At 70.5% G+C, this 13,570-nt stretch carries 15 protein-coding genes; 7 read left to right on the top strand and 8 right to left on the bottom strand.

What is annotated here, in order from left to right; all coding sequences use genetic code 11:
• The first annotated feature begins 150 nt into the window (after window positions 1-150).
• Window positions 151-900, top strand: coding sequence for a DUF1684 domain-containing protein (locus BJ998_RS29735; RefSeq protein WP_184866653.1), 750 nt, complete (start codon window positions 151-153; stop codon window positions 898-900).
• Here BJ998_RS29735 and BJ998_RS29740 read toward each other — a convergent pair.
• Together BJ998_RS29740 and BJ998_RS29745 are read right to left on the bottom strand one after the other, a co-directional pair.
• Entirely contained in the window at window positions 897-1,298 is a 402-nt protein-coding gene (locus BJ998_RS29740) for a rhodanese-like domain-containing protein (RefSeq protein ID WP_184866654.1), read from the bottom strand. The two genes, BJ998_RS29735 and BJ998_RS29740, sit on opposite strands and share 4 nt — an antisense overlap.
• A complete protein-coding gene (locus tag BJ998_RS29745) occupies window positions 1,295-1,813 on the bottom strand; it encodes a cysteine dioxygenase (RefSeq protein WP_184866655.1) in 519 nt (172 codons plus the stop codon). Before BJ998_RS29745 ends, BJ998_RS29740 begins: the two co-directional genes overlap by 4 nt.
• A gap of 211 nt (window positions 1,814-2,024) precedes the next feature.
• Between BJ998_RS29745 and BJ998_RS29750 the strand changes: the two genes are divergently transcribed.
• Window positions 2,025-2,408 (top strand): Na-translocating system protein MpsC family protein, encoded by a 384-nt coding sequence (locus tag BJ998_RS29750; RefSeq protein ID WP_184866656.1) that lies wholly within the window; start codon window positions 2,025-2,027, stop codon window positions 2,406-2,408.
• Window positions 2,409-2,415: 7 nt separating this feature from the next.
• Here BJ998_RS29750 and BJ998_RS29755 read toward each other — a convergent pair whose 3' ends face one another.
• The 4 genes from BJ998_RS29755 to BJ998_RS29770 all read right to left on the bottom strand — a co-directional run bounded on the left by BJ998_RS29755 (window position 2,416) and on the right by BJ998_RS29770 (window position 6,116).
• Window positions 2,416-3,081 (bottom strand): histidine phosphatase family protein, encoded by a 666-nt coding sequence (locus BJ998_RS29755; RefSeq protein ID WP_184866657.1) that lies wholly within the window; start codon window positions 3,079-3,081, stop codon window positions 2,416-2,418.
• Between the two features lie 10 nt (window positions 3,082-3,091).
• A complete protein-coding gene (locus BJ998_RS29760; protein WP_184866658.1) occupies window positions 3,092-4,306 on the bottom strand; it encodes a hypothetical protein in 1,215 nt (404 codons plus the stop codon).
• On the bottom strand, window positions 4,299-4,895 hold the full coding sequence (locus BJ998_RS29765) for an RNA polymerase sigma factor (RefSeq protein WP_246488685.1): 597 nt from the start codon (window positions 4,893-4,895) through the stop codon (window positions 4,299-4,301). Before BJ998_RS29765 ends, BJ998_RS29760 begins: the two co-directional genes overlap by 8 nt.
• 102 nt (window positions 4,896-4,997) lie before the next feature.
• Entirely contained in the window at window positions 4,998-6,116 is a 1,119-nt protein-coding gene (locus BJ998_RS29770; protein ID WP_246488686.1) for a glycoside hydrolase family 3 N-terminal domain-containing protein, read from the bottom strand.
• Between the two features lie 246 nt (window positions 6,117-6,362).
• Here BJ998_RS29770 and BJ998_RS29775 point away from each other — a divergent pair, with 246 nt between their 5' ends.
• From BJ998_RS29775 to BJ998_RS49250, 5 genes are all read left to right on the top strand, one after another.
• The gene (locus BJ998_RS29775) at window positions 6,363-7,124 is read left to right on the top strand and encodes a DeoR/GlpR family DNA-binding transcription regulator (RefSeq protein ID WP_184866660.1); all 762 of its coding nucleotides are present in this window, start codon (window positions 6,363-6,365) and stop codon (window positions 7,122-7,124) included.
• A gap of 79 nt (window positions 7,125-7,203) precedes the next feature.
• A complete protein-coding gene (locus BJ998_RS29780) occupies window positions 7,204-8,565 on the top strand; it encodes an ABC transporter substrate-binding protein (protein ID WP_184866661.1) in 1,362 nt (453 codons plus the stop codon).
• A 1-nt stretch (window position 8,566) separates the two neighbouring features.
• Window positions 8,567-9,514, top strand: coding sequence for a carbohydrate ABC transporter permease (locus tag BJ998_RS29785; protein ID WP_184866662.1), 948 nt, complete (start codon window positions 8,567-8,569; stop codon window positions 9,512-9,514).
• A complete protein-coding gene (locus BJ998_RS29790) occupies window positions 9,511-10,338 on the top strand; it encodes a carbohydrate ABC transporter permease (RefSeq protein ID WP_184866663.1) in 828 nt (275 codons plus the stop codon). Before BJ998_RS29785 ends, BJ998_RS29790 begins: the two co-directional genes overlap by 4 nt.
• The gene (locus BJ998_RS49250; protein ID WP_184866664.1) at window positions 10,335-11,324 is read left to right on the top strand and encodes a zinc-dependent alcohol dehydrogenase family protein; all 990 of its coding nucleotides are present in this window, start codon (window positions 10,335-10,337) and stop codon (window positions 11,322-11,324) included. Before BJ998_RS29790 ends, BJ998_RS49250 begins: the two co-directional genes overlap by 4 nt.
• 82 nt (window positions 11,325-11,406) lie before the next feature.
• Here the strand turns inward: BJ998_RS49250 and BJ998_RS29800 are convergent, their stop codons facing one another.
• Window positions 11,407-12,978, bottom strand: a complete 1,572-nt coding sequence (locus BJ998_RS29800; protein ID WP_184866665.1) for an MFS transporter — start codon at window positions 12,976-12,978, stop codon at window positions 11,407-11,409.
• Window positions 12,975-13,553: a PadR family transcriptional regulator gene (locus BJ998_RS29805; protein WP_312890392.1), complete on the bottom strand. Its 579-nt coding sequence runs from the start codon at window positions 13,551-13,553 to the stop codon at window positions 12,975-12,977. Before BJ998_RS29805 ends, BJ998_RS29800 begins: the two co-directional genes overlap by 4 nt.
• Window positions 13,554-13,570: the final 17 nt, after the last annotated feature.

Consider the following 13,570-nt stretch of genomic DNA (forward strand, 5'->3'; position numbering starts at 1 on the left):
CGGCCGCACAGCCCTGCGCGTTCACGCGGGCGAGGTCCACGTGCAGGCGCCTGGTCAGATCCATGAGGTCATGGGACCAGTGCGCAGTGTCACTGTCAACGGCGCTCCAGGATGTGGACGCTGCGGGCGTTTCGCGGTGTCATGTCGAACATGAGTGGATGGCAGGAGTGGCTGGCCCGGCGGGAACGTGACCTGCGCGAGCCGTACGGGTGGCTGAGCCTGGTGGGGCTGCACTGGCTGGACGCCAGGCCGACCCGGTTCGACGACGTGCCGGGGGAGTGGAGCGCCGAGTCGGGCGTGATCCGGGTGAAAGCCTCGGTGTCCGACGGACTTCGCCACGACGGCAGGCCGCTCGACGGGGTCCGCGAGGTGAAGGGCGACGCGGCGCAGTTCGTGACCTACGGCGGCATCCACGTGGAGACGCTGATCCGCGACGGCCGCGCCGGCATCCGGCTACGCGACCCGGAGGGGCCGGCGCTGCGGGCGTATGACGGTCCCTCGGTCTTCGACTACGCGCCGGAATGGGTGGTGGAAGCGGAGTTCACGCCGCGGCACCCGGCGAAGCGGCTGGTCGTGGACAGCGCGCAGCCGGGCGTCAAGGAGGTGCTGTTCGACGTCGGCGAGGTGCGGTTCACCGTCGGCGGCCGGGAACAGCGGCTGACCGCGACCGCCGGCGGCGACACGATCAGCCTGGTGTTCCACGACCCCACCAACGACGACACCACCGCGCCGTGGCGGCAGCTCGACGCGCCGCTGCCGGTGGACGGCCACGTGACGCTGGACTTCAACCAGGCCAGGAACTTCCCGTCCGCGTTCACCGACTACGGCATCTGCCCGATGCCCCCGGCCGGCAACGAGATCACCGTACCCGTCACCGCCGGGGAGCGTCGCGCCCGCTAGTCGGCCAGCCGACGCACGATGGGATGTCCGGCGTCCCGCCAGGCCGCGAACCCGCCGTCGACGTCGTTGACGTTGCGCAGGCCGAGCTGGGTGCGCAGCTGGTAGGCGGCGAGGCTGGAGGTGTAGCCCTCGTTGCACAGGAGGATGACCTCCTGGTCCAGGTCGCCGGGCCGGAGTTCCTTGATGCGGTGCGGACTCGTCACGTCCATCCGCCACTCCAGCACGTGCCGGGACACCGCGACGGCGCCGGGGATCTCGCCGAACCGCCAGCGGTACTCGGTCGGCCGCAGGTCGACCAGCACCGCGCCGGCCCGCATCGCCTCGGCCGCCTCCGCCGGGCTGTAGCGCGTGATGTGCTCGCGCGCGGTCTCCAGCAGCCCGGTGATCGTGTCGGTCATACCGCTGCCTCGCGCATCCGGGCCGCGGTGGCCTCCAGCGCGGTGGTGTCCGGCTCCGGCGTGTCGCACGGCACTTCACGCAGGTGGTGGATGCCGGTCGGCAGCCAGCAGTAGAAGTTCATCGACGTCAGCGGGCGTGAATAGGCGTGTATGGAGATGGCGGGCTCCATGCCGACGTTGACCAGGTTGTGCAGGTAGGTCCGCCCGAACGCGACGGAATCGCCGGCGCGGTGCCGCCGGGTGCGCAGGCCGTCCTGCCCGGTGTCGCCGAAATCCTCGATCAGCTGGCCGCTGGCCACGGCGAAGGCGCCGACGCTGCCGCCATGGTCGTGCAGCAGCGTGTCCTGCCCGAGATCCCAGCAGATGAGCCAGACCTCGACGGAATCGTCGCGGTACAGGCGGGAGAAGTACCGCTCCGTGAGATCGAAGCGGACGTGCGGCGACCACTCGTCGCGGCGCGCGACGTAGTCGTCGACAAGGTCCCGCAGCTGTGCGGGACTGGTCTGAACTGCCACGAGACAAGCCCTTTCGCTTGGCATCCCGCGGTGTCGCCGCGCGCCTTTCCGGGGTTTTCCGGACCTTCGCGCCGCGCCAACGTGGGAGATATCTCGCCCGGGCCACACCGCCTCGGAACAGCTGTTCCGCTGCGGCACGGCTCGGAAGCCACTATGTTGTTGTGGTCTTTCAGCAGGGTAACCCGCACCCCTCGCGAGAGGAAAGCCGCCGGTGCGCATCACCAAGGCCCAACGCAACGCGGTCGCCGAGAAGGTCACGAGCCTGGAGCGGTCGTTCTACGGGCGAGGCCCCCGCAACGTGAAGGTCTCGGTCAGCGACGACGATCCGATCAGCCTGGTCGTGCTGTCCATCGACAGCCTCACCGTCGCCGACGCCGTGCTCAACGAGCGCGGCTACTCCGACGCCGTGCTGCGCCATCACGAGGCGCTGCACGAGGCCACCAAACAGGAGTTCCTCGACGCCGTCGAGGAGATCGTCGGCAGCCCGGTGTCGGCGTACCTGGCGCAGGTGCACCCGACCACCGGCTACGCGGTCCGCGTGTTCGTCTTCTCCGACCTGGGCGACTTCGACGCGGAACCGCCGTCACAGGTGTGACGTGTCCCTAAACCGGGCGGGTGAGGTGGGAAATGTCGTTGTAGCCCCGGATGATCCACTGCTCGCCGGCCACCACGACCACCGACACCGACCCGTTGTCCGCGCCGATGAACGCGAACGGCTCGGAGCTCGCCGCCATCGCCAGCACCTGCCCGATCACGCCGCCGTGTGCCACGACCGCCACCCGCTGGTCCGGGTGCGCGCCGGCGATCCGCCGGATGCCCGCCCCGACCCGTTCCGCCAGCTGCTCGGTCGGCTCCGCGCCGGGGATCACGTCCCAGCGCTGCTTGAGGTTCATCTCCGTGACGAGCGGGTGGCCCTCGGCGACGTGCTTGCGCAGCAGGCCGCCCTCCCACTCGCCGAGATGCACTTCCCGCAGGTCGGGCTCGACCCGCGGGGTGATGCCCAGCCGCTCGGCCAGCGGCGCCGCGGTCTGCGCGGTGCGCCGCAGCGTCGTCACGTAGATCGCGTCGAAATGCTGGTCCTGGAACCGGTCCGCGAGTTTCAGCGCCTGCTCCCGGCCCTGCGGCGCCAGCTCCGGATCGCCGTGCCCGTCCTTGTACGGATAGGGGCGGTCGAACCGGGCCGGCGCCGACTCGCCGTGCCGGATCAGCACCAGTTCGGTGGAGCCGTGCGGCCGCTGGAACCGGAACTGCCGGTATTCGGTGGTCACCCGGCCGAGCCTAGATCGTGAACTGGTCCAGCACGGTGCCGTTGCTGTCCTTGACGATGACGTTCGAGCCACCGACCGGTGGCCCGGTCCCGGTCACGATGAACGTGCCGTGGTCGATCGCGGCGGTGCGCGCCTCCATACCGGGCGCCTGCACCGTGACGGTGGCCGCGTCCGGGTTGCTGGCGATGCCGGCCAGCTGCGTGGCGATGTTCGCACCGCCGAGCTTGGTGGCGGACGTCCACTGGATCGAGTGCGTGGTCGGCGCCAGCGGGACGTACGCGGCCGGGGCGTTGGGGTCGGACGTGCACCAGACCAGGGAGCCGCCCTGCACGCCCACCTGGATCCAGTCCTTGGAGTCGACCACGATGGACGCGCCCGGCGCGTACCAGTCGGCGTCCGCGACCGGCGGATTCGAACCGGACAGGCAGTCACCCAGCCGCTGGCCGGCGGCCGAGCTCCGGTCCCCGCGCGGGTCGCCGCTCTGCTGGCTCACCGGCAGCGGCTGCGGCAGATCGGCCTTCGGCACGCCGTAGTCCGGCACGGTGAAGCCGCGCAGCGTCATGGTGTCGGTCCGCTTGTAGCTGTTGGGCAGGATGAACACGCCGTTGCCGATGGCCGACGGCTCCCCGACCACGCTGTTGCTCGGCATGATCACCAGGTTGTCGATGCCGGGCGCGGTCACGCCGGCGTAGGTGCCCTCGGCGGTGATGAACAGGATCTTCGCGGGCACGCTGCCGGTGGGCGGGGCCGGGTACGGCGCCGACTTGGCGGTGACCGTCTTCGGCGTCAGCTGGCAGAAGACCATGTCGTTGCCCACTCGGTAGAGCAGCGCCACCAGGTTGTTGCGCTCGACCCGCAGCAGCGGCACCCACGTCGAGTTGCCCCGGTTGTCGGCCTCCGCGCAGCGCCCCATCTCCTCGCTGGTGCCCCAGTCGCGCTGAGCGTGGAACAGGTCGAAGCCGTTCTCGCGGCCGCCGGCCGATGTGGTGGTCGTGGCACTCGGGCCGGCCGTGTTGATTTTGTGGTCGTTGTTGCCGAGCACGGTCGTGGTGACGATCGTCGCGCCGGCCATCAGCACCACCACGGACGCCGCGATCAGCAGCGGCACCAGACCGGACTTGCGGCGCGGCGGCTCGTGGGCGATCTCGGTCATGACCCGGCGCAGCGCCGCCCGGCGGACGGGCTCGGGCAGTTCCCGCTCGGGCAGGTCGAACGGGTCACTCATCGAAGCTCTCCTCGGTCATGCCGCGCAGCCGGGTGCGCGCCCTGGACAAGCGGGAACGGACACTGACCTCGTTGATGCCGAGCAGTTGGGCGGCGTCGGCGGTGCTCATCCGCCCCACCATGCACAGCTGCACGGCCTCCCGCTCGGACGCCGGCAGCCGGTCCACCGCGGCGAGCACCCGGGTGAGGCGCTGCCGGGTGTGGTCGTTCTCGGCGAGTTCCTCCGCGTGGTCACGGCTCTCGTCGGGCACCGCCAGCTTCGGCGCCAGCCGCAGGAAGCGGCTGCGCCGGCGGTGGTCGTTGCGCACGAGGTTGGCGGCCACCGTGTAGAGCCACGGCAGCGCGCTCTCGCGGATCAGCACCACTTCGGCCCGGCGCCGCCAGGCGGTGAGGAACGTCGTCGACAGCACGTCCTCGGCCGCCGACCAGGAACCGGTCAGCCGGTAGACGTAGTTCCACACGGCCTGGGCATGCCGTTCGAACAGCGCGGTGAACGCCCTGTGGTCGTCCCCCGCGATCGCCCGCCACAACTGCGCGTCGGGTGCCGACTCCGGGTCGGCCAGCATCTCCACCCCCGTATGTGGTCGCAATCCGGCCAGTGTTGCATTGCGATCGCAAATGTTCTGGGTGGGGCACAACCGGCGGCTCGAACGAGTGGCGACCTTGACGGGACAGGTCCTAGCCCGGGGAACTCACCGGAGGGTGCCGCGCATCGCCAGGACGCGGTCCACCGACGCCTCGAACGCGCTGTGATCGAGCTTGTTCGCCGTGACGGCGGCGGAGATGGCGGCGGCCGCCTGGTCACCCTGGCTGACGTCCCGGCCGGAGCACAGGATGAGGTCCATGCCGGCGCCGGCGGCCGTGACGGCCCGCTGCGCGGCGGTGCCGAAGGCCTTGAGCGAACCCGCCTCCAGCGCGTCGGTGATGGTGACGCCCTTGAAGCCGAGCCGGCCGCGCAGCTCCTGGTTGATGATCGTGGGGGAGAGCCCGGCCGGCAGCTGCGGGTCCAGCGCCGGGTAGATCGCCCAGGACAGCATCACCGACTTCACGCCGGCCGCGATCGACCCCGGGTAGGCCGCCTCGTCGACGGTGCGCAGCGTGTTGGCCGACGCCGTCAGCGTCACGGGCTGCTCGTCGGTGTTCTGCTTGGTGGTCGCCGAGCCGAGGCCGGGGAAGTGCTTCACGGTGGCGGCGACGCCGGTCTGCTGCTGGGCGGTGACGAACGCCTGGCCGAGGGTGTTCACCTTGGCCGGGTCCATGCTGTACGAGCGCTGCGCGGAGTCGGCGAAGTCGCCGGGGGTGCGGTAGACGTCCAGCACCGGCGCGAGGTTGAAGTTCATGCCGACGCCGGCCAGGTTCTGGCCGGCTCCGGTGCCGGCGTTGGCCGCCTGCTGCTGCGCGTCGGCGGCCTGCCCGATCTGCTTCTCCGACATCGTCGGCGCGCCGGGCAGCCGTCGGACCAGGCCGCCCTCCTGGTCGGTCATCAGCAGCAGCGGCTGGTGCACGGGGCTCTGCGCGGCGGCCTGCCGCAGCTGGTCGATGACGCCGGCGATCTGCGCGGTGGACGTGATGTTCTCGCCGAAGAAGATCACCCCGCCGACCCGGCCCTGGCGGATCCGGTCCAGCAGGGTCTGCGGCGGCGTCGCGCCCGGGTACGAGTAGATGACCCGCTGGCCGGCCAGCTGGTCGGTGGACAGTCCCGGCGGGAGCTGGCTGTTGGTCGCCAGCGGGGCCGGCGTGCCGACCAGCGCCAGCGGCCCGGCCATGGTGACGACAACGGCCCAGCGAACCAAGTCCGAGATGCTGCCCATGGCCATCAGTTAACCGCATCCGGTGAAGTCGAGCAGCGAACGGGCACGGTCACGCCGGGAAACGGGCAGGACACGGGCCGTCGACCACCGCGACCGCAGATGAGGGCCACTCAAACGGGCGAAAATCGGGCACCGTGGCGGCCGCTGTGGCGCTGGCCACACCGTTGTGACGGTGTTAAACCTGGTTCCTGCCCGAACGGGCCGGTGAATGCCCGAGTCAACACGGAGCGCGGGAGGTGGGCGGCGATGCAGGCGGACGAGCGTCAGCGCCGGATCCTGGCCCGCGCCCGGGCCAACGGCCGGGTGGACGTCGGCGACGTGGCGGCGGAGCTCGACGTCGCGCCGGAGACGGTCCGCCGCGACCTGAAACTGCTCGACCAGCACGGGCTGGTCCGCCGCACCCACGGCGGGGCGGTCCCGGTGGAGACCGCGGGCTACGAGACCGGCCTCGCCTACCGCGCCACCTCGCACCTGCCGGAGAAGCGGCGCATCGCCCGTGCCGCCGCCGACCGGCTCGGCGACGCGGAGACGGTGTTCATCGACGAGGGCTTCACCCCGCAGTTGGTGGCGGAGTCGCTGCCGACCGACCGTCCGCTGACGGTCGTGACGGCGTCGCTGCCGGCGGCCGCGGCGCTGTCCAGCACGCCCAGCGTCACCGTGCTGCTGCTGGGCGGCCGGCTGCGCGGGCACACTTTGGCGACCGTCGATCACTGGGTGCTGCGGATGCTGGGCGAGATGGTGATCGATCTCGCTTACATAGGCGCCAACGGCATCTCCCGCGAGCACGGGCTGACCACGCCCGACCCGGCGGTCGGCGCGGTCAAGGCGAAGGCCGTCGCGGTGTCCCGGCGGCGCGTCTTCGCGGGCGTGCACACCAAGTTCGGCGTGTCCAGCTTCAGCCGGTTCGCCGACATCGCGGACTTCGAGGCCATCGTCACCGACACCGGACTGTCCACAGCGGACGGACAGCGGTACGCGGTGCTGGGGCCCAAGGTCGTCCGCGTCTGAGTGCTCCCGGTGCGCGCCACCGGGATATGGGGGCTGTCGAAATGCCCGAGCGTTACGGAAAAACGAGGAGATGTCTCGGATGGCGCGAATCGGAGCACGCCGTGCCGGATGCGCGGCGATCGGTGCGGCGCTGGTCGCCGCGGCGCTGACCGCGTGCAGCGGCGCGGGTGGCGGCGGCGCCGGCGGCGCGAACTCGATCAACGTGCTGATGGTGAACAACCCGCAGATGGTTGACCTCCAGAAGCTCACGGCCGACAACTTCACCAAGCAGACCGGCATCACGGTCAACTTCACCGTGCTGCCGGAGAACGACGTCCGCGACAAGATCAGCCAGGACTTCTCCAGCCAGGCCGGCCAGTACGACGTCGCCACCATCAGCAACTACGAGATCCCGTTCTACGCCAAGAACGGCTGGCTCGCGCCGCTGGACGACCACATCGCCAAGGACAGCGCGTTCGACCAGAACGACATCCTGGAGCCGATGCGGGTCTCGCTCACCGCCGACGACGGCAAGGTCTACGGCGAGCCGTTCTACGGCGAGTCCTCGTTCCTCATGTACCGCAAGGACGTCTTCCAGGCCAAGGGTTTGAGCATGCCGGCCAACCCGACCTGGCAGCAGGTGGCGGACCTCGCGGCGCAGGCCGACGGGGCCCAGCCGGGCATGAAGGGCATCTGCCTGCGCGGGCAGCCGGGCTGGGGCGAGGTGATGGCCCCGCTCGACACCGTCGTCAACACCTTCGGCGGCACCTGGTTCACCAAGGACTGGCAGGCGCAGCTGACCAGCCCGGAGTTCAAGCAGGCCACGCAGTTCTACGTGGACCTGGTCCGCGCGCACGGTGAATCCGGCGCGCCGCAGGCCGGTTTCTCCGAGTGCCTGAACAACCTGGAGCAGGGCAAGGTCGCGATGTGGTACGACGCCACCTCGGCCGCCGGTTCCCTGGAGGCCAAGGACTCCCCGGTCGCCGGCAAGCTCGGCTACGCGCCGGCTCCGGTCGTGAAGACCAAGTCCGCGGGCTGGCTGTACACGTGGGCGTGGGGCGTGCAGAAGGCATCTTCAAAGCAGGACAACGCCTGGAAGTTCATCTCGTGGGCGTCCGGAAAGGACTACGAGAACCTCGTCGGCAAGCAGCTGGGCTGGTCCCGGGTGCCCGCCGGCAAGCGGTCATCGACCTACGAGAACCCGGACTACATCAAGGCGGCCGGGCCGTTCGCGCAGCAGACCAAGGACGCGATCAGCACCGCCGACCCGAAGAACCCGGGCGTGCAGCCGCGGCCGACGCTGGGCATCCAGTTCGTCGACATCCCCGAGTTCACCGACCTGGGCACCCAGGTGTCGCAGCAGATCAGCTCGGCGATCGCCGGATCGACCACAGTGGACGCCGCGCTGGCCGCATCGCAGTCGCTGGCCGAGAAGGTCGCGACCAAGTACCAGGGCAAGTGACATGGCCACCCAGACCCTGGACCGACCGCTGGCGGGCGCCGTGCGCACCGGGCCGAAGCGGGCCGCCGAGTGGGCCCGCCGGGCGCCGCTGCTGCCCGCGCTGGTGTTCACGATCATCATCACCCAGCTGCCGTTCGTGGTGACCCTGATCATCTCCTTCCTGCGCTGGAACGCGCTGGATCCGGACGATCGCGGGTTCGCCGGTCTGGGCAACTACATCGCGGTCGCCACCGACAGCGCGCTGCGCTCGTCGGTGGTGTCCACGGTGATCCTCACGGTTGCCGTTGTCGTCGTCAGCCTGCTGCTGGGACTGGGACTCGCGCTGCTGCTGGACCAGAGATTCCGCGGCCGCGGGTTCGTGCGGACGCTGCTGATCGCGCCGTTCCTGGTGGTGCCGGTGGCCGCCGCGCTGCTGTGGAAGCACGTGCTCTACAACCCCGAGTACGGCCTGCTCAACGGCGCGCTGACGTGGATCTGGGGGCTGTTCGGCGGCGCGACGCCGCCCCAGCCGGACTGGATCTCGACCATGCCCAAGATCGCCGTCGAGGCGGCGCTGGTGTGGCAGTGGACGCCGTTCATGATGCTGATCCTGTTGGCGGGCCTGCAGAGCCGGCCGGCCGACGCCGTCGAGGCGGCCCGGATGGACGGCGCCACCCCGTGGCAGGTCTTCCGCTACCTGACGCTGCCGCACCTGCGGCAGTACCTGGAGCTGGGCGGGCTGCTCGGGTCGATCTACATCGTGCAGAACTTCGACGCGGTGTTCACCATCACCTCCGGCGGCCTGGGCACCGCCAACCTGCCGTACACCATCTACCAGACCTTCTTCCAGGCCCACGACTACGGGCAGGCGTCGGCGGCCGGGGTGGTCGTGGTGATCGCGTCGATCGTCATCGCCACCTTCGCGCTGCGCGTCGTGTCCTCCCTGCTGCGCAACGAGGTGAAGCGATGAGGGCCCGCAAGGCCTGGCGGCCGTGGGGCGTGTTCGCCTGGCTGGCCGGGATCCTGTTCGCGCTGCCGGTGCTGTGGATGGTGCTGACCTCCTTCCACAGCGAGTCCGACGCGGCCACCAATCCGCCGTCGCTGCTGGCGCCGCTGACCCTGAGCGGCTACGAGGAGTTCTTCGGCGCCGGCAGCGGGGCCAGCCCGTGGCCGCCGCTGATCAACTCGGCCAGCGCCAGCATCGGGTCGACGGTCCTCGTGCTGCTGCTGGCCGTCCCGGCGGCGTACGCGCTGTCGATCAAGCCGGTGCGCAAGTGGTCGGACGTGCTGTTCTTCTTCCTGTCCACCAAGATGCTGCCGGTGGTCGCCGGCACGCTGCCGATCTACCTGTTCGCCCAGTTCTCCGGGCTGCTGGACAACATCTCGTTCCTGACCGTGCTGTACACGTCGATGAACCTGCCGATCGCCGTGTGGCTGATGCGGTCGTTCCTGGCCGAGGTGCCGTCGGAGATGCTGGAGGCCGCCGCCCTGGACGGCGCCGGGCTGGTCACCACGCTGCGGCGGGTCGTCGCCCCGGTCGCCATGCCCGGCATCGCCGCGACCTCGTTGATCTGCTTCATCTTCAGCTGGAACGAGCTGCTGTTCGCCCGGGTGCTCACCGGTGTCGTCGCCGGCACCGCGCCGGTGTTCCTCACCAGTTTCGTCACCAGCCAGGGGCTGTTCCTGGCCAAGGTGTGCGCGGCGGCGACGGTGATCTCGTTGCCGGTGCTGGCCGCGGGGTTCGCCGCCCAGGACAAGTTGGTCCAGGGCCTGTCGTTGGGAGCCGTGAAGTGAAGGCAGCCGTGATCAGCGGGGTCGGCCAGGTGGAAGTGACCACTGTGGACGATCCGGCGCCCGGGCGCCGGCAGGTCGTGGTGGACGTGTCCGCCTGCGGGCTGTGCGGCACCGACCTGCACATCCTGCAGGGCGAGTTCGCGCCGACGCTGCCGGTGATCCCCGGCCACGAGTTCGCCGGCGTGGTCGCCGAGATCGGCGCGGACGTCACCGAGGTGGCCGTCGGCGACCGGGTGGCCGTCGACCCGTCGCTGTACTGCTTCGAGTGCCGGTACTGCCGGTCCGGGCGGAACAACCTGTGCGAACGGTGGGGCGGCATCGGCGTCTCCACCGCCGGTGGGGCGGCGGAATTCGCCGTCGCGCCCGTGGCCAACTGCGTCAAGCTGCCCGATCACGTGCGGACCGAGGACGCCGCCCTGATCGAGCCGCTGTCCTGCGCCGTGCGGGGCTACGACGTGCTGCGTTCCCAGCTCGCGACGTCCGTGCTGATCTACGGCTCCGGCACGATGGGGCTGATGATGCTGGAGCTCGGCAAGCTCACCGGCGCCGCCAGCATCGAGGTCGTGGATCTCAACGAGGAGCGCCTGGCCACCGCCCGCCGGCTCGGCTGCACCGGGGTCGCCACCAGCGCCGACGAGCTCGACCGGCCCGCCGGCTGGGACGTGGTCATCGACGCCACCGGCAACGCCCGGGCCATCCAGGACGGTCTCGGCCGGGTGGCCAAGGGCGGCACCTTCCTCCAGTTCGGCGTCGCCGACTACGCCGCCCGCGTGGAGATCGACCCGTACAGGATCTACAACCAGGAGATCACCATCACCGGGTCGATGGCCGTGCTGCACAGCTACGAGCGCGCCGCCGACCTGTTCGCGGGCGGCGTGCTCGACCCCGAGGTGTTCATCAGCGACCGCCTCCCGCTGGACGACTACGCCGCCGCCCTGGAGCAGTTCAAGGCCGGCAAGGGCCGCAAGATCCAGGTCCTCCCGTGACACCCCGCGAGTCACGCTCTCGGACACACCGAATGTAGGAACGGAGCAGAACTGAGCCCCGAGGCTCAGTTCTGCACGAAACCTACATTCGGGGTGCCGCAGAGCGTGACTCGCCGGGGTTCGGGGCGGGGGCGGGGCGGCGGCTGGTGCGCATGGCCAGTGCGGCCAAGGCGCCGAGGACCAGGAACCCGGCCGGCAGCCACAGGGTTTGGCTGGCGGCGGTGGTGAGTCCACTGTGGATGGCGTCGGTGACCTGCTGCCGCACGCCGTCCGGCACGGAGCCGAGATCCGGCGGGGCGCCGCCCTCGACGTTGGCGGCGTCGGAGAGGCCGGTACGGATCTGCGGCGGCAGGCCGGCGGTGGAGTCGGCCAGGGACGCGGTGATCCGGGCCTGCAGCAGCACGCCGACGGCGGCGCTGCCGAGCACGCCGCCGACCTGGCGGGCGGTGTTGAAGATGCCGGAGGCGGCGCCGGTCAGCTCCCGCGGCACGGAACCCATGGTGACGGCGCTCATCGGCGAGAAGATGAACCCGATGCCCAAGCCACACACCAGAAGCGCGGGGATGAGGGCCAGCGGCGCGGTCGTGGGCGTGACCTGGAGGGAGATCCACGCCAACCCGCCGGCCAGGGCGACCAGGCCGAACATGAGCAGGAACTTGGCGTTCACCTTGTCCGACAAGCGACCCACGAACGGCGCGACGGCACCGGACAGCAGGGACATCGGCGCGGTGAGCAGGCCGGCGTGCAGCGGCGTCAATCCGAGCACGGTCTGCAGGTAGATCACGATCGGGAAGAACATGCCGGTCATGGTGAAGCCGACCGTCACGGACGCGAGCACGCCGCTGGAGAAGTTGCGGTTGCCGAACACCCGCAGCGGCAGCAGCGGCTCCCGCCGGTTGAACCGCTGCCACACGGCGAACGCGATCAGCAGCACCACCCCGGCGGCGATGATCTCGAAGACAGTGATGCCGCCCCACACCTCGCCCCAGTCGTACTGCTGCCCGTTCTGCAGCCCGAACACCAGCAGCAGCAACCCGGCCCCGGACAGCAGGATCCCCGGCACGTCGAAGGAATGTCCGGTGTTGGGCCGCCAGTCCGGCACCAGCGCCACCGTCATGACGACCGCGACGACGCCGATCGGCACGTTCACGTAGAAGATCCACGGCCAGTTGAAGTTGTCCACGAGCACGCCGCCGAGCAGCGGCCCGGCGACCGTGGCCAGGCCGGCGACGCCACCCCACACGCCCATCGCGGCGCCGCGACGGGCCGGCGGGAACAGGAAGCTGATGAACGCCAGCGTCTGCGGCGTCATCAGCGCCGCGCCGATGCCCTGCACGCCACGGGCCGCGATCAGGGTGCCGACGTCGCCGGCCAGCCCGCACCACAGCGACGCCAGCGTGAACAGCACCAGCCCGACCATGAACACGCGCTTGGGGCCGAACCGGTCACCGAGCCGGCTGGTGAACAGCATCGGCACGGCGTAGGTGAGCAGGTAGACGCTGGTCACCCAGACGACGGCGTTCAGGCTGGCGTTCAGCCCGCGCAGCATCGCGGGAATGGCGATGGACACGATGGTCGCGTCCAGCAGGATCATGAAGAAGCCGATGCAGAGCGCGGCCAGCGCGCCCCACGGATTGCCGGGTCTGTCGTTCACGCCTCGTCCTTCGGGTCGGCGGGCACCCAAGCGACCCGGCCGGTGGTGATGTCCTCGATCAACTGGTTCGTCCAGGCCAGTTCGAACGCGCGCCGGGCGGCCATGAACTTCACGTCCAGCCAGTAGACGGCCGGCAGCGGCTTGGCCTCGAGGCTGTCGATGATGACCTGGTCGGCCGCCGCGGCGGCCTGCAGTTTCAGCGCCCGCGCGCGCAGCTCGGCCAGCGCGTCCTCGCGCTCCAGCTCGTTCAGCGCGGACAGGCCGGTCGCGTACTCCGGGTAGTCCGGCGCGACCGAGCCGACCATCGCCTTGGCCCGCTCCAGGAACGCGTCCCGGCCGGCCTCGGTCACGCCGTACACGGTCCGCTCCGGCCGCCGCCCCTCGCGCTGGGTGTCCACGACCTCGATGTGGCCGTGCGACTCCAGCCGCTCCACCGCGTGGTAGAGCGAGCCGGGTTTCACGTTCGCCCGGGCCTCGATGTGCCGCGTCCGCAGCACCTGGGCCATCTCGTACGGGTGCATCGGCTTCTCCAGCAGGAGCTCCAGCACCGCCATGGCGAGCGGGGTGAGCTTCACGTCGTCCTCTCGGGTGA

This window comes from Kutzneria kofuensis (assembly GCF_014203355.1).
Lineage (GTDB): Bacteria > Actinomycetota > Actinomycetes > Mycobacteriales > Pseudonocardiaceae > Kutzneria > Kutzneria kofuensis.